This window comes from Desulfovibrio piger (genome assembly GCF_900116045.1).
Classification (GTDB): Bacteria; Desulfobacterota; Desulfovibrionia; order Desulfovibrionales; family Desulfovibrionaceae; genus Desulfovibrio; species Desulfovibrio piger_A.
The window spans coordinates 681,595-699,559 of record NZ_LT630450.1 but is presented as its reverse complement, the minus strand read 5'-3'; the positions used below and the strand labels follow the sequence as shown (position 1 = coordinate 699,559).

Sequence of the window (17,965 nt, the reverse complement as noted above, 5' to 3'; positions counted from 1 at the left end):
ACCTGCCTTACACGCATTGGGCGGCATGCCAGGCCGTGGCCAGGGCCACGCCGTTGCCGCTTTTTTCAGTAGCGAAGTCATAGCCGCCCAGCGAGCGGCCCACAAAACGGACATTGTCCAGCAGCACCGGGCCTTCCGCAGAGCAGGGACGCAACTCCGCATCGACGCGGACGCGCAGGGTGGCGAAGGCATGGCGGGCAAAGACACTTTCTTCCGACCAGTCCGCTGGATTGGCAGAGGGCATCCCGCCATTTTCCAGACAGAGGGGCAGACGGAAGATGCTTTCCTGCATCTTGCCGGGTTCTGCCTCGAAGCCGTCTCCCATGAAGCCGCCCGTGGCCACGATGATCTGGTCAGCAGCATAAAAGTGCTCGTGATCGAGACCGGAGGTGATCACACCACGGCAATGCCCGCCCTCGATGTCGGCACGGATCACCGTCGTATTTTCCAGTAGGGTGACATCCAGCTCGCGCAGGGCGTTCAGGAGACAGGTGCGCAGACGCAGGCCGCTGACTCCCGGAGGGATGGAAAGCATTTCCACCACCGGGCAATCCAGCAGTCCTACCAGTTTTTTCCAAAGGAAGTGGCGCACGCCGCATACAGGCGGCAGCAGGATGAGATCCTGCCGGCCGCAGGCCTTCTTCAGGGCATCGGCCAGCCAGAAAACACCCTCGGGACGATCCACATAGCGGGCCAGATCCAGGGCCGTCATATTGCGGTGCGTCTTGCCCAGAGGCGAGGGCAGGACGACCTCGGTGAAGTCGATGCCCTTGAGCGCGGGATAGCGGCGGAACTGTTTGATGATCAGATTGGGCTGGCAGTCGCGCAGTCCCCCGATGGTGACGACGGCGACTTTCCTGGCCTTCAGCAGCAGATCGCCGTCGGCGCTGGCCGGGCACAGGCCGCTCGGCTTGAGCGTGCCCATGATGCTGGGGACCAGGCGGTTGCCATTTTTCATGGGCAGCAGGGGCAGGCCCTGAGCGGCACAGACTTCTTCCAGGAAAGAGCAGGCCTCGGCCACACGGTCCCGCCCCAGCAGGCTATAGGGGTGGGCAGCGGGCAGGGATCCGATGGCATCCAGAGGGTGGCCGGAAACAGCCTGGCCGTTGACATAACCCAAAATGTCCACGCAACCGCTGCCGATGGCCAGTGCTCCCACGCCCCGGGACAGGACAGTCACTTTGCGGCCGCGCCGGGCAGCGGCAAGGGCCGCCACAAGGCCGGACATGCCGGCGCCGATGACCAGGACGTCGCTATTTCTCTTGTTCATTGCCGGCTCCATCCAGATTGAGGGTGGCCGCGTAGATGGCACGCCCCAGTTCGATTTCTTTCAGCTGCTTGCCCCACAGGGCCGGGCGCAGGCCGCGCCAGCGTTCCTGCAGGAATTGGGAGACGTCTTCCGTGGGCGAAAAGGCCAGCGGCACATTGCGCTCGGTCAGGGCGCCGATGGCACGCAGGGAGCAGAACGTGCCCTGGCAGGTGCCCATGCCCAGGCGGGTACGCAGGCGGACATCGTGCAGGGAGTGGGTGGCGGGATCGCGGGCCACATATTCCACTTCAGCCATACTGACCATCTCGCATTCGCACAGCAGCTCGTTGTCCGTTTCGGACGCGGCCTTTTCCACCACATCGGCAAAGGTGCTGCCCAGACGGTCGGCAGCAAGGACGGCACCATTGAGCGGGAAGACCCTGGCGGCCTTTTGCATCAGTTCGGGGGAAGGATCCTCCATGATGGGTTCTTCCGCCGTGCGGCACGGCTGGTTGTTGCCGAGACAGCGGCAGACCAGATCGCTCATGCGCTCCGCCATCAGACGGTATGTGGTCAGTTTGCCGCCGAAGATGCTGGCCATGCCTTCCAGGCCGTCCTGCTTGTGGTCCACGATGTGGAAATTGCGGCTGGCGGCGCGGCCCACGGCATTGTTGGGCGTGTAGAGCGGGCGCGTACCGGCAAAGGCACGCAGGATGCGGTACGAACGCAGGTCGGGGAACAGGGGCTCGCCGATATCCAGCAGGCGCAGGACATCTTCGGTCGTGGGCGTATTGTTGTCCGGGCGGTCCGTAGGCGTCGACGTGGTCCCCAGAATGGTGATGGAACCGTGCGGGACGAAGATGTCGCCGTCGGAGCTTTTGTGTAGGCGGTTGACCACACGCGACGTGAAGCGATGGTTGAAGACGATCAACGTCCCGCGGTCGGGCGACACACTGACGTCCAGACCGGCCAGATGGGCGATCTGCCCGGACCAGGAACCGGCGGCATTGACCACGTACTCGCAGGCGATGTCCAGTTCCTCGCCGGTGATGCGGTTGCGGGCCCTGACGCCCGTGACTTTGCCGTTGCTCTGTTTGATGGCGATGACCTCATGATAGGTAAGGATGTCACCGCCGTAGCGCCGGGCACACAGGGCATTGTGCCAGACCAGGCGGAAGCCGTCGACACAGGAATCCGGCACGCGGTAGACAGAGCAGATGTTGGGGGCAAGGCTGGGCTCCAGCCGCCGGGCCTCGGCCACGTCGATACGCTCGGCGGTGATGCCCGCACGGGCACAGGCTTCGACCCAGCGGGGTTCGAAGGCCGGGTCGTCCAGTTTGGTACGGACGAAAAAGCCCTCGGTCTCCTCCACGCACTGCCTGCCGATGCGGCGCAGGATCATGTTTTCTTCGATGCATTCCCGGGCGGATTCGCTGTCACTGACAGCGTACCGGGCGCCGCTGTGCAGCAGGCCGTGGAAGCGGGAGCTCGTGCCGTGGGCCAGTCCCCCCTGTTCCAGCAGCAGGGCGGGCACGCCGCGCATGCTCAGGTCGCGCAGAATGCCGATACCCGTCGCACCACCGCCAATGATGATCACTGTGGTTTCTTTCACACTGTCCTCCGCTCACAGGAGCGACAATTATAGCTTTGGAATCTTCGTTTGCGAAATTATACGGAGAAGTCGTCCTTTTCCTCTACTTACAGGACATTGTTGTGTCAAGATGGCGGCAGGCGGGGGAAAAGGCCGCTTGCAGCAGGGCATCCGGCTGTGTAGAATCCCGGCGATGGGAGCAGGAGCTGGATGGGATCTTGCTGTTTTGCTGCCATTTTTTTTCATTTTTGAAACTTGGGAGACACGGCATGCGGCTTCCTGACAAGCGTTGCATCGTTCTGGACATGGATGGTACCATCTATATGGGGGACAATCCCATCAAGGGGGCCGTGGCCTTTGTGCAGCGGCACTGGGAGGATGTGGATTTTTTCTTTCTGAGCAACAACACCTCCAAGGCGCCGGAAACCTACATAAAAAAGCTGAACGGCATGGGCATCCCCGCCCGCAGGGAGCAGCTGCTCTCGCCGGTGACGCCCCTGGTGGCCTTTTTGAAGGCAGAAGGCATCCATACGGCGTATGTGGTCGGCAACCGGGATTTCGTTTCCGACCTGCGCCAGCGCATGCCCGAACTGAAACAGCAGGAAAAAGGGGCGCAGGCCGTCATCCTGGCCTATGACACGGAATTGACCTACGAAAAACTGGCGCGCTCCGCGCTGCTGCTGCAAAATAAGGCTGTGCGCTTTCTGGCCACGCATCCTGATCTGGTCTGTCCTTCCCCGGAAGGTCCCCTGCCGGATGTGGGCAGTTTCCTGGCCCTGTACGCCACCGCCACAGGCAGGAGACCGGAACGCATCTTCGGCAAGCCGGATGCGACCCTGCTTTCCGGCCTGTTGCAGCGCTATGCGCCGGAAAACATGCTGATGGTGGGCGACAGGCTGTCCACCGACAAATTGCTGGCCGAGAACGCCGGCATCGACTTTCTGCTGGTTTTGAGCGGAGAGGCCCGGCGTTCCGATCTTCCCGGCCTGGAGCGCCAGCCGACCCTGGTGCTGGATCACCTGGGACTGCTTGACCAGTAGGCCGCAAGAGGCAATAGTAATAAAAAACGTCCGGCAGCACCTTTCGTCGTCGCAACCCCCTGTACGCCTATGGCCCATACTTCTTTCTTTTTCGATCTTGACGGCACCATCACCGATTCCAAGCAGGGCATCATCAACTCCGTTCTTTACGCTCTGGACCATTTCGGTATCAGGGCCAGAGAAGACAGCCTGCTGTTCTTCATCGGCCCGCCGCTCAAGCAGTCCTTTGCCCGGTATTTTCCGGGAGACAGCGCCCGTGTCACGCTGGCAGTGGAAAAATACCGCGAGTATTTCCGGCGGCAGGGGATGTTCGAGAACCGGGTCTATCCCGGTGTGCCCCAGATGCTGGAACGCCTGATCGAGCAGGGGCATCGCATCCATCTGGCTACATCCAAGCCGGAGGTCTTCGCCCGCCAGATCCTGGACCATTTCCAGCTGAGCCGTTACTTCTCCTTCGTGGCCGGCGCCGAGCTGAACGGGGCACGCAACGACAAGGTCGATGTGCTGCGCTATGCCCTGCAGGAGACGGGGGCCGACGTGTCCCATTCCCTGATGGTGGGCGACAGGTTCCATGACGTGGTCGGCGGGCATGCGGTGGGCATGAAGACCGTGGGCGTGCTGTACGGCTATGGGAGCCGCCAGGAGCTGGAGGCCGTCCATGCTGACTATATCTGCCAGAGCATGCCGGATCTGCAGACGACCCTGCTGGCCCTGGGGGCCGAGATGCGCCACTAGGGCGGGGCGTTGCCCTGAGCGGATGAGAACGGGATGACGCGTGGTTGTGGCAGGGGCCGTGTCGCGGAGAGGCTCTTTTGCGCAGAAAGGCCTGTGTACGACAGATGTGCATATGTAAAGAAAACGCCCGGTATCCACAGGATACCCGGGCGTTTTTATTTTCATGGGCAGTGTTTCCGGCAGAAGGCCGTGGCCGGACAGCCGGCTGCCAGGAGCAGGACTAGTTGATGTCCCAGTCCAGGCCGAAGGTGTCGTGCAGGATGCGCACGGCCAGTTCCACATACTTTTCCTGGATCAGGATGGTGATCTTGATCTCGGAGGTGCTGATCATCAGGATGTTGATGCCTTCCTGGGTCAGGGCGGAGAAAGCGCGGGCGGCCACGCCGGAATGGTTGCGCATGCCGACGCCGATGGCGGAGACCTTGGCCACGTTGACGTCGGAGACCACGTCGGTGGCACCGGTGCGTTCCTTCACTTCTTCCATGATGGCCAGGGTCTGCTTGAGATCCTTGCGGGAGATGGTGAAGGTCATGTCGGTATGACCGTCAAGGCTGGTGTTCTGGACGATCATGTCCACCAGCACGCCCTTTTCGGAAAGGGGGCCGAAGATGGCGGCGGCCACGCCGGGCACGTCGGGAAGGTCGTGCAGGGTCACACGAGCCTGGTCCTTATCATAGGCAATGCCGGAAACAAGAACAGCTTCCATGCTGGAGTCCTCCTGGGTAACGAGCGTGCCGGGGTCGTCGGAAAACGTGGAGCGGACGCGCACAGGCACTTTGTACTTCTTGGCAAATTCCACGGAACGGATGTGCAGCACCTTGGCGCCCATGCTGGCCATTTCCAGCATCTCCTCATAGGCGACACGATCCATCTTGCGGGCGCTGGAGCAGATGTTGGGGTCGGTGGTATAGACACCGTCCACATCAGTATAGATCTCGCATTCCACCGAACCCAGGGCGGCGGCCAGGGCAACGGCCGAGGTGTCGGAGCCGCCGCGGCCCAGGGTGGTGATGCGCTGGGACTCCGTGCATCCCTGGAAACCGGCGACCACCAGCACGTCGTATTCATCCAGATAACCGCGCAGGTGCTGGCTGTCGATGGATTTGATACGCGCGTTGCCATGATCGTCATCGGTAATGATGGGGATCTGCCATGCCAGCAGGGAGCGGGCACGGATGCCCGCGTCTTTGAGCAGCATGGTGAAGAGCGCGATGGAGACCTGCTCCCCGGTGGAGACCAGAGAGTCACATTCCGCCGGGTCCGGGGTGGAGGACCACTCGGAGGCCAGGGCCAGCAGACGGTTGGTCTCGCCCGAACGGGCGGAAAGCACGACCACCATCTTGTAGCCCTTGTTCAACCCGGCCTGCACTTTTTCGCGCACTTTCTTCATGCACTCCAGGTTTGCCACTGAAGTGCCACCGAATTTTTGAACTAAGATTTTCATGCCAGATTCCATTGATGCACCTGTCTCACGAAAAAAGGGGCAGCTCCGTCCGGGAGCCGTGCCGTCCGGAAGCGGTCCAGGCTGTATGCAGCTCCTGCGCCAGAGCCTGAGACGCCTGCCCATGCGCCATTACCGTCAGGAATCTTCCTTTTTCGCACGAGTCCAGCCGGATGTCCAGAAATTCCTTGGGCAGGGCCGCTTCGGGAATGTATTGGGCCCATTCCACGATGCAGATGCCTGCATCGGCGTCCAGAGCGTCCCAGACCTCGTCGGGAAGGGACGCAGGGCAACGGTAGAGGTCGCAGTGCAGGACCGGCGGACAGGTGGGATACTCGTTGCAGATGGTGAAGGACGGACTGGAGATTTCGGCCTGGCCGCCACCCGGCAGGGCCGCGACGAAGGAGCGGGTCAGGGTCGTTTTGCCGCTGCCCAGATCTCCTTGCAGAAGCAGGGCGCGCACCTGGGGAGCGCTTTGCATCATATCGGCCAGCAAGGTGCCGAGGCAGGCGGTATCGTCCAGGGATTCGAGCAGAAAGGTAAAGGCATCCATAGCGGGGCTATCCGGTTAGAGTGTCATGGCCCGGGGCAGGGCATCGGCCAGTTCTCCGGCCACATTGCCCCGGCGGGGATGGGTGCGGGCCAGTATCCGCCCGGCAGCGGCATGCAGCGCTACGGCCAGGCAGGCGGCCTGATGGGCCGGCCGGGCGCTTTCCTGCACGCGGGCCAGCAAAGCTGCGGCACAACCGGCCAGCACGTCGCCGGAACCGCCCACGGCCAGCTGGGGGACATCCAGCGGGCTGAGGCCTGTGGGGCAGTCCCGCTGGCCGACCAGGGTTCCCGCGCCTTTGAGGACGACGGCGGCGGGGACGGCCGCGCACAGGGCCTTCAGGGCCGCCATCCTGTCCTGCTGGACGGCACTGCCCGGGCAGTGGAGCAGGGCAGCGGCCTCGCCGGGATGCGGTGTCAGGATGTCCCCGGGGCCAAGGGCCGCCAGCAGGGAGGGGTCTCCGGCCAGCAGCATCAGGGCGTCAGCATCGAACACACAGGCCGGGCGTCCAGGCTCTTTCAGAAGAGCTGCCAGAAAAGCGTGGCTGTCTTCTCCGCGTCCCATACCGGGGCCGATGACCAGGGCCCGGCACTGATGCAGACGCCGGCGCAGGTCGTCCGGGATCTGGGCGGGCCAGTTTCTGTTCCCGGTGTCGCCCAGAGGCAGGGTCATGATCTCGGGCCAGCCCATGCGCACCTGCTCCTCACCGGCAGCGGGCATGGCTGCCGTGACCAGACCGGCACCGGTGCGCAGTGCCCCCCGGGCCGCCAGATGCCCTGCGCCGCACATGCCGGGGCGCCCCCCCATGATGAGGATATGCCCGTAGGTGTTCTTGTAGCTCGCGGCTGTCATGGCAGGCAGCAGATCCAGGGCATGGCTGTCCAGCAGGCGGAAAGAGCAGGGCCCTTCTTCCCGGACCCTGGCAGGCATGGCGATGGGGCCCACATGGCATTCCCCGGTGTACGGGCGGGCCCAGGGCAGCATCAGGCCGGGCTTGGCGGCGGCGAACGTAACCGTGGCATCCGCCCTGACGGCATCGGGGCAGGGCAGACCGCTGGCGGCATCCAGCCCCGACGGCACGTCCAGGGACAAGATCAGGGGCCGGGGAGAGAGCCCGTTCACGAAGGATATCAGACGTCGGGCATCGTCGCGCAGCTGGCCGGAAAAACCCGTCCCCAGCAGCCCGTCCACCAGGATGTGGGGATGGGGGAGAGCGCGGGGCGTCTCCGTCAGCGCGGCCACCGGCAGGAAGGGGACACCACAGGCCCGGGCCGTCTGGAGATGATAGGCCGTCTCGTTCCGGTAATGTTCCAGCGGCCGGGTATGGAAAACATGCGGACAGGCTCCGGCGTCACGCAGATAGCGGGCAAGGCAGGCGGCATCGCCGCCATTGTTGCCGCTGCCCATGAGCAGCCAGACCTGCTTCCCCGCAAGCCGGGGACACAGGGCGCTCAACTGGCGGAACGCCGCGGCTGCGGCATTCTCCATCAGGATCTCGGGCAGGATGCCCAGTTCCGCGGCCTGCCTGTCCCACTGCTGCATCTCGTGCGGCAGGGGCAGCGGCGGCAGTGCGGCCCACCATTCCCTGTTCATATCAGGCCTCCAGTACGACAACCGCAGCTGCCGTGGTTCGTTCATGGGTGATGGAGACATGGATATGGCGCACGCCCAGGTGCCGGGCACGTTCCAGGGCCGGGCCGGTGAAGCGCAGCTCCGGCTTGCCTGCCGGTGTGGGCAGGATCTCGATATGGCGGGGGCCGATCCCCAGGCTGAAACCGCAGCCCAGCGCCTTGACGGCGGCCTCCTTGGCAGCCCAGCGCCCGGCCACGAAGGCGGGGCGCAATTCCGGGCAGACCTCCTGCTCGGCAGGTGCGAGGATTCTGTTCGCAAAACGCGCGCCATGACGTTGCAGGGCCCGCTCCATGCGCCCTATGTCGGCCAGATCCATCCCCAGTCCCACCAGCATGTCCGCCCCCGCAGTTGAAGCTCAAGAAAAAAAACGCTATAGTGCGCCACCGATTGATTTGTTTTGACGTTATCACTGTCGGGCGTCAAGAGCGCCCCAAGGGAGAAAACATATGAAATTGTGTATTGTCGGCACCGGCTATGTGGGCCTGGTGAGCGCCGCCTGCTTTGCAGAAATGGGCAACTCCGTGACCTGCATCGATGTCAACAAGGATGTTGTGGCCCGCCTGAATGCCGGCTCCGTGCATATTTTCGAGCCCGGACTGGAGCCCATGGTGCGCCGCAGTCATGCCGACGGGCGCCTGAAGTTCACCACCAGCCTGGCGGAAGGTCTGGTGGGTGCCGACTGTGCCTTCATCTGCGTGGGTACCCCTCCCGGAGAAGACGGTTCCTGCGATCTGCACTATGTGGAACAGGTGGCCCGCGAGATCGGCCGGACCATGGAAAACGACCTTATCGTGGTGGACAAGTCCACGGTGCCGGTGGGTACTGCCGACCGCGTGCGCGCCATCATCACCGAAGAGCTGGCCGCCCGCGGCAGGAATTTCAACTTTGAGGTGGTCTCCAACCCCGAATTCCTGAAGGAAGGCGACGCCATCTCCGACTTCATGAAGCCTGACCGCGTGGTCATCGGCACCTCGTCGGACAAGGCCGCTGCCGTCATGCGCGAACTGTACGCGCCCTTTGCCCGTACCCGTGACAAGGTGATCGTCATGGGCATCCGCAGCGCCGAGATGACCAAATACGCCGCCAACTGCATGCTGGCCACCAAGATCTCCTTCATCAACGAGATCGCCACCATCTGCGAACGCGTGGGCGCTGACGTGCGTGACGTGCGCAACGGCATCGGTTCCGACAGCCGCATCGGCTACCAGTTCATTTATCCCGGCGTGGGTTACGGCGGCTCCTGCTTCCCCAAGGACGTGAAGGCCCTGATCCATACGGCCGAAGCCGCAGGCATGGAGCCCAAGCTGCTCAATGCCGTGGAAGCCGTGAACGCCCGCCAGAAGCTGCATATGGCCGAGCGCATCAAGGAATACTTCGCGCCGCAGGGGGGCGTGAAGGGCAAGACCCTGGCCCTGTGGGGCCTGGCCTTCAAGGCCAACACCGACGACATGCGCGAAGCTGCCTCCATCAATATCGTCAACGCCCTGACCGAAGCCGGCATGAAGGTGCGGGCTTTTGACCCCGTGGCGGCCGATAACGCCCGCCGCATCTTCCGGGACAACCCCCTGGTGGAGATCGTGGACGACCAGTACGGCGTATGCGATGGCGCCCAGGCGCTGCTGGTGGTGACGGAATGGAACCAGTTCCGCAATCCCGACTTCGACCGCATCAAGTCCCTGCTGACCGCGCCGCTGCTTTTTGACGGCCGCAACCTCTATTCACCTGCCGCCATGGGCACCCGCGGCTTCGCCTATTTCTGTATCGGCCGTCGCGCCGACTAGGCACCAAACCGGCACAAGACCGGGCAAGGGCCTGTCCTGAAAGGGGCAGGCCCTTTTGTATCACGGATGCACAAGGCGGGGCAGAGAGGTATGCGGGGAGGGAGGACATCCTGAAGCAGGGCAAAGGCCTTGCCCGCACCCGCGGGCACACGTGCCGCCCGGGAACAGCAGCAGGATGTGCAACCCGGCAGGAAAAAAGGGTTTTCCCTGCAAAAAATATGTACTGGAGCAGAGGCCATCAAAAATCCCCGGCAGTACGCTGCCGGGGATCGGTTTATTTTGCGCAGGAACGGGAGACTAGTTTTTGCGGATGGAGCGGGAGACGAAGTCCAGCGTCTCGTCATAGAGCTCCGGCAGGGCATAGGGGGTCAGCACGCGGGTACGGTTGGCACCCACCATCAGGGAGATGATGACCTGCGCCGTGGCCTTGCTGTCCACATTGACGATGCTGCCGTCCCGGATACCGCGCTGGATCTGTTCTTCCAGCTCGCGATGCACCTGGGCGAACATGGAGTCCATCTGCTCCCTGTCCGTCTTGGTCTTCATGTCGCTGTACGGAGAACAGCGCACCAGCACCAGCCAGTTGGAGTCCTTGTCCACCGAGAAGTCCAGATAGGCCTTGCAAAAATGCATGACGGCATCATAGCCGCAGGCGGCATCGGCCGTGGCCTGACGCAGCTTGACCAGAAAATGCTCCAGAACATCGAGTCCCGAGGCCAGGAACAGTTTTTCCTTGTTGCCATAGTGGTGCGTCAGCAGTCCAAGGGCCACACCAGCCCGGTCGGAAATCTTCTTGAACGTGGTCTCCACATAGCCACATTCACCGAAAAGTTCCTTGGCGGCCTGGAGCAGGGCTTCTTTCTTATTTTTTGCAGTCATGGTCATTGCGGGGGTTAAGCGTCTTTTTCACAATCGACCAGAACTGTTTACTCGCTCAATGAGGGCAAGTCAATGCATGCCGCCTATCCTTTGCGCGTACGGCGGAAAGAGTTCTGGGCGTAATCCCCCAGCCGCTCCAGGCGGCGGTCCACCATATCGTAGAGGCTGCCGGGGGTGAACGTGTCATCCTTGCGGCGGCGTCCCACAGGCAGGCCCGTGAGCAGGGTCAGGGCCTCTTCGATGCTGCGGACCGCGTAGATGGCGAACTGCCCTTTCTCCACGGCCTGGAGCACATCGGGGGAAAGCATCAGGTGGTCCACGTTGTCATGGGGGATGATGACCCCCTGGCTGCCGGTAAGGCCGTGCCGCGCGCAGACCTTGAAGAACCCCTCGATCTTCCGCGTCACCCCGCCCACGGCCATGATCTGCCCGGAATGGCTGACCGCGCCGGTAAAGGCCAGGTCGAGCCGCACGGGCACATCCGCCAGAGCGGAGAGCAGGGCCACCAGTTCCGCACCGGAAGCGGAGTCGCCTTCGATGCCCGCATAGCTTTGCTCAAAATAGAGCGACCCGGCCAGGACCAGAGGCTTTTTACGGGCAAAGAGGTTGGTCAGGTAGCTTTTGAGGATCATCATGGCCTTGGTGTGGATGGGGCCCCCCAGCTCGGCTTCCCGCTCCAGGTCGATGATGCCTTCATGGCCGACGCCCACGGTACAGGAGATGCGATGGGGCAGGCCGAATTCGAAATCGCCGTAGCCGGTGACCGACAGGCCGTTGACCTGGCCGATGGCGCCGCCCGACGTACAGACCTTGATCATCTCGCGGTCGTACTCTTCCATGAAGATCTCTTCCACCAGGTTGGCCCGGTAGGTGCGCGCGGCATAGGAGCGTTCCATGATGTCGCCGGTGACGATCCCGGCGCCCTCCATGCCTGCCAGGGCATCCCCCTCGATCATCTGCTCGCGCAGCAGCGGGAACTTGAGCGACAGGCGGCGCTGGTCCTCGCACAGATGCGAGCCCAGATCCACCAGCCAGGCCAGGGCCGTGCGGTCGAAGGGCCGCAGGCCGGACTCTTCCGCGATACGGGCGATGACCGACAGATAGAAGCGGACGCCGGCGGCATTGCGGTCCATGCGCTCGGCCATCTGGGCCTTGATGCGGAACAGCTTGGCAAAGCGGTCCTCATTGAGGACCAGGGCCTCGTACAGGTCTTCCGTACCGATGAGCACGACCTTGAGATCTAGCTTCAGGGGCTCGGGATTGATGCCCTTGGTGCGGATGGCGGCATCCGGCGTTTCCGCGCCGTCCTCGATGCGCAGGGAATTGGCCCGCAGAGCCCGCAACAGGCCTTCCCAGGCGTTGGGATGCTGCAGCAGGTCTTCCGCACGCAGGACGAGGAAACCGCCATTGGCCTTGTGCAGGCTCCCGGCCCGTACGAGGGTGAAGTCCGTCACCAGCGTCCCCAGTTCCGATTCCCGCTCGATGCAGCCCAGCAGGTTGGACGAGGTGGGATGGTCCTCCATCACGATGGGAGCGCCGCTGAGCTGGCTGTTGTCCACGAAGACATTGACGTCATAGCGGTACAGCGGATCTCCCTGCGGCGGCAGGGGAGCGTGGGGGACATCCGGGCCGGACTGTCCGGCCTCCCGGGGCAGGAAGGCCTCGGTGTTCTTCAGGATGTCCGCACGCAGGCTGGTGAAGTACTGCTCCAGGGCCTCGCTCTGGCAGGCCTTGAGCAGCTTTTTCTGGGCCGGGAGCAGCAGGGCGTCCAGCACCTGGGCCATGACGGTCTGTTCCAGATTGCGTTCGTCGTCATGGAAGCTTTCCTCGGCCTTGCTCAGCTGGCGCATGAAGCTGGCCATGCTCTGGACAAGGGTCTCGCCACGCCGCTTGAGGGTCATGCGCAGGCTGTCGTCCAGATGTTCGAACTCTTCCTCGCTCAGGCGTTTGCCCTTGACCAGGGGATACAGGGTCAGGCTGCCGCCTTCGTCCATATCAAGGTGGAAGCCCTTGTGCTGGGCCACGGAGGTCATCTTGCTCAACAGGCCGCTGCGGACCTTCTGGAAGCTGTCCACCAGCCGGGCACGCTGCTTGACGAAGGGCGCGGCTTCGAAGCGGCGGGGCAGCTCGTGCAGGATGGCATCCACGGTGGAGGTCACGCACTGCTTGAACTTCCTGCCCTGACCGGCGGGCAGGGAAAGCAGGCGCGGCCGGTCGGGGTCATCGAAGTTGTGGACATAGACCAGATCCGGCGGCGTCGGCCGTTTGCGGGCCTGCGGGCCAAGATAGGACAGCAGGGTATAGCTGCGCCCCAGATTGGCATCACCGGAGACATAGACATTGTAACCGCAGGCCCTGATGTTCAGGGCCATGTCCAGCGCCTGCATGGCACGGGGCTGGAAAGCGTTGCGGCTGCCCGCCCCGTTGCGGGGCAAGGGGATCTCCCGGCTGTCCTGCCAGGGGATGCGTCCGGGGTCGAACGTCGCGTGCAGCCGCGATGTGGGCAGAGGAAGGATCTTGGGCATCATTACTACCGGTTTTCAGCATACAGGCGGTCAAGAATGTCCTTGCCGCCCTTGTCCAGAAGATGGCGGGCCAGGGCAAAGCCCGTTTCGCGTGCCGTGGCGGCCGTACCTTCCTGCTGTTCACGCAGGATGACACTGCCGTCCACTTCGGCCACCAGGCCGTCCAGGATGAAGCGGTCGTCGTCCAGCATCTCCGCATGGCCGGCGATGGGCACCTGGCAGCCGCCGTCCAGACCGGCCAGGAAACCGCGCTCGGCTTCCACGCAGACGCGGGTGGGGCGGTGCTCCATGCGGGAGAGCAGTTCCAGCACGTCACTGTCATCGCCACGGCATTCGATGCCCAGAGCGCCCTGACCCACGGCGGGCACGAAGACGGCGGCCTCGAAATGCTGCATGCGGTCCGCGGAAAGCCCCAGACGCTTGAGCCCGGCGGAGGCCAGCACGATGGCGTCGTATTCGCCTTCCTTCATCTTGCGCAGGCGGGTATCCACATTGCCGCGCAGGGAAAGGATCTCCAGGTCGGGGCGCAGGTTGAGCAGCTGGGCCTGGCGGCGCAGGCTGCTGGTGCCCACGCGGGCCCCCCGGGGCAGTTCGTCCAGCGTGCCGTACCGGCTGGAGAGCAGGCAGTCCACGCAGATCTCACGCCGGGGCACGCAGCCCAGGACCAGGCCGTCGGGCAGGATCATGGGCACGTCCTTGATGCTGTGCACGGCCAGGTCGGCGGAACCGTCCAGCAGGGCCTCCTCGATCTCCTTGACGAACAGGCCCTTGCCGCCCACCTTGGACAGGGGGACATCCAGGATGATGTCGCCGCGGGTCTTGATGACGCGCAGGCTGATGTTCAGGCCCGGTTCCAGGGACTCCAGGCAGGCTTTGACGTGTCCGGCCTGCCAGAGGGCCAGCTGACTGCCGCGGGTGGCGATGACGAGATTTTTGCGCATGGCGTCTCCTAGTGGCCGCAGGTGGCGCAGTTACCGCCGGAGCAGCCGGCGCAGCCGCCGGAAGAGGCGGGCATGGAAGGAGCGAAGGAGTCATCGCCACCATTGCCGCCGCTGCAGTGGGCGCAGCGGGACATCAGCTTGCGGGTCTCGGCAGCGCCGCAATGGGGGCAGGCGGGCAGGGCATCGCCAAAGACAAGTTCCTCAAAATCCTTGCCGCATTTGGTGCAAGTGTATTCGTAGATGGGCATGGTCGTGTAACCTCTTACTGCGGATCGACGGTCTGGATCGCCGTCACGTTTTCGAAAAGATAGTAATCCACCAGCCGGCAGACAAGATGGCCGGCGGCAAAAAGCAGCTCATGGACAAGGGATGCCGGGGCCCCGGAAGCATCCGGGACATCGATCACGAGACCGGGCAGGGACAGGCCCTGAGCGGGGCGCCCGCAGAGGGTGATGCAGGACAGGCCGCTCTCCTGCGCCAGTGCCAGCACGGGCCCCGGGGCCGCCAGTGCCGCGTCGGGAAAAAAAGCCAGGAGGGCATCCCCGGGCCGGGCCAGTGCCTCGACCTGCCGCAGGGCGGCGTTGCTTGCGGCCTGCCCCCGCATGTCCCCGGCCGGGATCAGGATGGCGGGCAGCGCCGGCCGGTCGAAATCGAGCCGGTCAAGGAATGCCCGGGAGGTGGCACGGGCACACAGGGCGGCATCTCCTTCGCCCAGGACAAGAATCCTGCCGCCGTCGGCAAGGCAGCGGGCCATCCGCAGGGCCGCCTGCTGCAACAGGGAGGCCCGTTCTTTGAAGAATGCCTCGCGCAGACGTGTCCCTGTCCGGCGGTATGTGGTTATGATGTCCTGCGCTGTGTGCATGATGTCGTCCTGCATGGCCTGCGGCCGTACCATTTTTAAGACAAAGCCACTGCCCTGACAAGATAAAAAGCCTCTTCCCACTTGCACTGCGCGCGCCTATAACGTAGAGAAAAAGGATGCAAAGCAAAGCCCGCCATATTCTCGTGGTCCGCAAGGCCAACAGTGACCGTGCGGCACGTCTCGAAGCTGAAATAGGTGCCTGGCTGCGCGCCAGGGGGCACTCTGTCACGGCCATCAGCGGAGGGTTCGACGATCCCGCCTATGCTCTGCCCGATCTGGATTTCGCCGTTGTCCTGGGAGGGGACGGCACCATGCTGGGAGTGGCCCGTCGTGTGGCAGGCAGGGGCATCCCCCTGCTGGGCATCAATTTCGGCCGGGTCGGCTTTCTGGCCGATATCCAGCCGGAACAGTGGGAAAAGGGCCTTGCCGATTCCCTGGCAGGCATCACGCCCGAACGTACCTGCATGGCCCTGCAGTGGAAAGTCGTGCGCAATGGCAGCACGCTTGCCAAAGGTGTTGCCGTCAATGACGTCGTCCTCAGCCGGGCGGCCCTGTCGCGGCTCGTCAACATGGATATCGGTGTGGACGGCCAGGAGATGTGCCACCTTCGCAGCGACGGCGTGATCCTGTCCACGCCCATCGGCAGCTCGGGCTACAGCGTCTCCGCCGGCGGCCCGCTGCTGTACCCGAGCCTCAATTGCATGGTGTTCACGCCCATCTGTCCTTTCCTGAATACCATCCCTCCCATGGTCTTTCCGCAGGCGACCCGTTTTGGCATCGACCTGCTGCCCGGCACCACCGAGACCTACATTACAGTGGACGGACAGGAAGGCCTGCTGCTCCAGGTCGGCGACCGGGTGGAAGTGACGGGGCTGGAAGACGCCGTCTGCTTTGTGGGCAAGGAAATGCCGTTTTTTGAACGCCTGCGGACGCGCGGTTTCGTGACGGATATGGCATCAGGTGCCAAACACAAGTGAGATCCGCATGGATGGAAACACGCCGCGCCGTATGGCTGATGTCCGGCTGGGGAAAGATGCCTGCTTCGACGCATGGCTGTACAATCTGTTCATCGACAACAATCTCGTCCATGATCTCAATCCGCACATCGTCGTCAGTCCCGAACAGTTGAGGTTCATGGTGGCCGGCGGTCCCGGCAGCGTTTACCTGCCCTGTTCGGACGCCATGTTCGCCCTGCTGTGCGAGCAGGACATGCCCCGAAAGCTGCAAAAGGAATACAACCGCGCCTGGCGCATCCTCGTACGTCTTGTGCGTTCTCTCGTGACGGACAGGATGCAGCGCCGGGCGCTGCTGCTGTTCTGCCGTTACCGTTTCCGCAGTGCCGTTGCCCAGCATACGCTTTTGCCGCCGCGGCTCATCAAGCGCATGACCAACATCGTGCTGGCCCAGGGGCTGGGCGATGGAGACCCCTGGCAGCAGCGCCGGCATGCGCTCAATATCCTGCAGCGCGAGATCCTGCGCTCGGAGAGCGTGCGTGCCGCCCTTGAAGGCATGCCGGCGGCACCGCTGCCGGACACGCTCGAAGCAGCCCGTGCCCGTCTGGATGCCTGCAGCCTGCTCCGTCATCTCTTCCTTTCCGCCTACACCCTGGAGCTGGAGACCTCCGTCCCTGACAGGGCTTTCCTGGAAGGGGAGTTCCACCGGGCGGAGCAGAAGGCCGCAGAGCTGGAAGGATACATGGATGAACTGGCCTCCCGGCCGCGGACCATCCTGTACCTGTGCGATGCCGATGGCGGCGTGATCTTCGATCTGGCCGTGGTGCGCAAGCTGCTGCGCATGCAGCATCGTGTCATTTTTGCCGTCAAGGATGGTTTCTTCTTCTATGCGCCCACCATGGACGATGTGGAGGAGGATCCTGTCCTGCGCGAGGAGCTGAAACAGGACTATATCGTCCGTGACGCCCAGCTGAGCAAGAATCAGCTGCTGCGTCATCTGCGCGAGCACCGTCTGCTGGTCATCAGTGACGGGACACGCGAACGGCTCAATCTGTACCGGGTCTCCATCAGCTTTTCCCGCGCCTGGAAAGAGGCTGACCTCATTCTGGCCAAGGGCTGGCGTTCGGCCGACATGCTGCTGGGCACCAGCTGCGAGTTCACCCGCGACATCCTTTGCTACTGGCATGACGGCACGGACATGCATCTGGCCCTGCGTCGGCATGCGCCGGGGGTGAAGAAACTGACAGAACAGGATGTGGCTGCGCATGCCGACGGCATCATCGCCCGCATGCGCGAGGCCCGCATGAGCGGCCGTACGGTCATGTTCTACAGCTGCATCATCGGCAGCATCCCCGGCGAGACCCAGACGGCCATCTCACTGGCGCGGATCTTTGTGGGGGATCTGCGCAAGCGCCTGGACAACGTCCTGATCGTGAATCCTGCCGAGCATTTCGTGGAGGGCATGGACGGGGACGACCTGATGTTCATGTGGGAGCGCGTACAGCGGAGCGGCTTCATCGATGTCTGGCGTTTCCAGACATTTGCTGATATCGAAGAAAGCTTCCGGCTCATGGGGCGCAAGGTCCCGCCCATCTGGTCCGGCAAGGATGCCACTTTTTCCACCGGCTGCACCCAGGAGATGCGCATAGCTCTGGACGTGCAGCGGCAAAACAGGGAAATGCAGATCATCGGGCCCGACCCGGCCCGCTTTACACGGCGTGGCGAGTACGGCGTCGGCAAATATTTCGACGCGACCATCAGCCGTTCCTAACATCTGGTCCACGGA

16 protein-coding genes are annotated in these 17,965 nt (G+C 63.3%); 5 read left to right on the top strand and 11 right to left on the bottom strand.

Translation table 11 applies throughout. The features are described from left to right. Positions 1–7: 7 nt before the first annotated feature. Both glpB and glpA read right to left on the bottom strand, forming a co-directional pair. Complete coding sequence (gene glpB, locus DESPIGER_RS03400; RefSeq protein WP_072333080.1) at positions 8–1,270, bottom strand: anaerobic glycerol-3-phosphate dehydrogenase subunit GlpB; 1,263 nt, start codon at positions 1,268–1,270, stop codon at positions 8–10. Further along, positions 1,254–2,861 carry an anaerobic glycerol-3-phosphate dehydrogenase subunit GlpA gene (gene glpA / locus DESPIGER_RS03395; protein WP_072333077.1) on the bottom strand — a complete coding sequence of 536 codons (1,608 nt, stop codon included), beginning with the start codon at positions 2,859–2,861 and terminating at the stop codon, positions 1,254–1,256. The genes glpB and glpA overlap by 17 nt, the downstream gene beginning before the upstream one ends. Before the next feature lie 248 nt (positions 2,862–3,109). Here glpA and DESPIGER_RS03390 point away from each other — a divergent pair, with 248 nt between their 5' ends. Beyond that, complete coding sequence (locus tag DESPIGER_RS03390) at positions 3,110–3,880, top strand: HAD-IIA family hydrolase (protein WP_072333075.1); 771 nt, start codon at positions 3,110–3,112, stop codon at positions 3,878–3,880. A 69-nt stretch (positions 3,881–3,949) separates the two neighbouring features. Further along, on the top strand, positions 3,950–4,615 hold the full coding sequence (locus DESPIGER_RS03385; protein ID WP_072333072.1) for an HAD family hydrolase: 666 nt from the start codon (positions 3,950–3,952) through the stop codon (positions 4,613–4,615). A gap of 220 nt (positions 4,616–4,835) precedes the next feature. Here the strand turns inward: DESPIGER_RS03385 and DESPIGER_RS03380 are convergent, their stop codons facing one another. From DESPIGER_RS03380 to DESPIGER_RS03365, 4 genes are read right to left on the bottom strand one after another with little or no spacing between them, the layout of a single operon-like run. Further along, positions 4,836–6,059, bottom strand: a complete 1,224-nt coding sequence (locus DESPIGER_RS03380) for an aspartate kinase (RefSeq protein ID WP_072333069.1) — start codon at positions 6,057–6,059, stop codon at positions 4,836–4,838. A 25-nt stretch (positions 6,060–6,084) separates the two neighbouring features. Then, positions 6,085–6,609, bottom strand: coding sequence for a tRNA (adenosine(37)-N6)-threonylcarbamoyltransferase complex ATPase subunit type 1 TsaE (gene tsaE, locus DESPIGER_RS03375; RefSeq protein WP_083575270.1), 525 nt, complete (start codon positions 6,607–6,609; stop codon positions 6,085–6,087). Between the two features lie 15 nt (positions 6,610–6,624). Then, positions 6,625–8,199, bottom strand: coding sequence for an NAD(P)H-hydrate dehydratase (locus tag DESPIGER_RS03370; RefSeq protein WP_072333066.1), 1,575 nt, complete (start codon positions 8,197–8,199; stop codon positions 6,625–6,627). A gap of 1 nt (position 8,200) precedes the next feature. Further along, positions 8,201–8,572 carry a holo-[acyl-carrier-protein] synthase gene (locus DESPIGER_RS03365; protein WP_072333063.1) on the bottom strand — a complete coding sequence of 124 codons (372 nt, stop codon included), beginning with the start codon at positions 8,570–8,572 and terminating at the stop codon, positions 8,201–8,203. Between the two features lie 112 nt (positions 8,573–8,684). Between DESPIGER_RS03365 and DESPIGER_RS03360 the strand changes: the two genes are divergently transcribed. Further along, complete coding sequence (locus tag DESPIGER_RS03360; protein WP_072333060.1) at positions 8,685–10,019, top strand: UDP-glucose dehydrogenase family protein; 1,335 nt, start codon at positions 8,685–8,687, stop codon at positions 10,017–10,019. 297 nt (positions 10,020–10,316) lie between these two features. Here the strand turns inward: DESPIGER_RS03360 and DESPIGER_RS03355 are convergent, their stop codons facing one another. The 5 genes from DESPIGER_RS03355 to DESPIGER_RS03335 form a co-directional block, all read right to left on the bottom strand. Beyond that, positions 10,317–10,904, bottom strand: coding sequence for a TetR/AcrR family transcriptional regulator (locus DESPIGER_RS03355; protein WP_006006010.1), 588 nt, complete (start codon positions 10,902–10,904; stop codon positions 10,317–10,319). Between the two features lie 77 nt (positions 10,905–10,981). Next, on the bottom strand, positions 10,982–13,423 hold the full coding sequence (locus DESPIGER_RS03350) for a Lon protease family protein (RefSeq protein WP_072337524.1): 2,442 nt from the start codon (positions 13,421–13,423) through the stop codon (positions 10,982–10,984). A gap of 5 nt (positions 13,424–13,428) precedes the next feature. Continuing rightward, complete coding sequence (gene hemC / locus DESPIGER_RS03345; RefSeq protein WP_072333057.1) at positions 13,429–14,364, bottom strand: hydroxymethylbilane synthase; 936 nt, start codon at positions 14,362–14,364, stop codon at positions 13,429–13,431. Between the two features lie 8 nt (positions 14,365–14,372). Then, a complete protein-coding gene (locus DESPIGER_RS03340) occupies positions 14,373–14,612 on the bottom strand; it encodes an FmdB family zinc ribbon protein (protein ID WP_072333054.1) in 240 nt (79 codons plus the stop codon). 14 nt (positions 14,613–14,626) lie between these two features. Then, positions 14,627–15,226, bottom strand: coding sequence for an SIS domain-containing protein (locus DESPIGER_RS03335; RefSeq protein WP_072337522.1), 600 nt, complete (start codon positions 15,224–15,226; stop codon positions 14,627–14,629). 116 nt (positions 15,227–15,342) lie between these two features. On the opposite strand from DESPIGER_RS03335, the gene DESPIGER_RS03330 reads away from it, so the two are divergent. Together DESPIGER_RS03330 and DESPIGER_RS03325 are read left to right on the top strand one after the other, a co-directional pair. Then, positions 15,343–16,203 carry an NAD(+)/NADH kinase gene (locus DESPIGER_RS03330; protein ID WP_072333052.1) on the top strand — a complete coding sequence of 287 codons (861 nt, stop codon included), beginning with the start codon at positions 15,343–15,345 and terminating at the stop codon, positions 16,201–16,203. A gap of 31 nt (positions 16,204–16,234) precedes the next feature. Further along, entirely contained in the window at positions 16,235–17,950 is a 1,716-nt protein-coding gene (locus DESPIGER_RS03325; RefSeq protein ID WP_083575268.1) for an ARMT1-like domain-containing protein, read from the top strand. The last annotated feature ends 15 nt before the right edge of the window (positions 17,951–17,965 follow it).

Bases quoted from the DNA above. Each gene is read 5' to 3' on its own strand.
- DESPIGER_RS03380 (WP_072333069.1), bottom strand. From the start codon at position 6,059: ATGAAAATCTTAGTTCAAAAATTCGGTGGCACTTCAGTGGCAAACCTG.
- DESPIGER_RS03335 (WP_072337522.1), bottom strand. From the start codon at position 15,226: ATGCACACAGCGCAGGACATCATAACCACATACCGCCGGACAGGGACA.
- DESPIGER_RS03355 (WP_006006010.1), bottom strand. From the start codon at position 10,904: ATGACCATGACTGCAAAAAATAAGAAAGAAGCCCTGCTCCAGGCCGCC.
- DESPIGER_RS03360 (WP_072333060.1), top strand. From the start codon at position 8,685: ATGAAATTGTGTATTGTCGGCACCGGCTATGTGGGCCTGGTGAGCGCC.
- DESPIGER_RS03330 (WP_072333052.1), top strand. From the start codon at position 15,343: ATGCAAAGCAAAGCCCGCCATATTCTCGTGGTCCGCAAGGCCAACAGT.
- DESPIGER_RS03370 (WP_072333066.1), bottom strand. From the start codon at position 8,199: ATGAACAGGGAATGGTGGGCCGCACTGCCGCCGCTGCCCCTGCCGCAC.
- DESPIGER_RS03325 (WP_083575268.1), top strand. From the start codon at position 16,235: ATGGCTGATGTCCGGCTGGGGAAAGATGCCTGCTTCGACGCATGGCTG.
- DESPIGER_RS03390 (WP_072333075.1), top strand. From the start codon at position 3,110: ATGCGGCTTCCTGACAAGCGTTGCATCGTTCTGGACATGGATGGTACC.
- DESPIGER_RS03385 (WP_072333072.1), top strand. From the start codon at position 3,950: ATGGCCCATACTTCTTTCTTTTTCGATCTTGACGGCACCATCACCGAT.
- DESPIGER_RS03340 (WP_072333054.1), bottom strand. From the start codon at position 14,612: ATGCCCATCTACGAATACACTTGCACCAAATGCGGCAAGGATTTTGAG.
- glpB (WP_072333080.1), bottom strand. From the start codon at position 1,270: ATGAACAAGAGAAATAGCGACGTCCTGGTCATCGGCGCCGGCATGTCC.
- tsaE (WP_083575270.1), bottom strand. From the start codon at position 6,609: ATGGATGCCTTTACCTTTCTGCTCGAATCCCTGGACGATACCGCCTGC.
- hemC (WP_072333057.1), bottom strand. From the start codon at position 14,364: ATGCGCAAAAATCTCGTCATCGCCACCCGCGGCAGTCAGCTGGCCCTC.
- DESPIGER_RS03350 (WP_072337524.1), bottom strand. From the start codon at position 13,423: ATGCCCAAGATCCTTCCTCTGCCCACATCGCGGCTGCACGCGACGTTC.
- DESPIGER_RS03365 (WP_072333063.1), bottom strand. From the start codon at position 8,572: ATGCTGGTGGGACTGGGGATGGATCTGGCCGACATAGGGCGCATGGAG.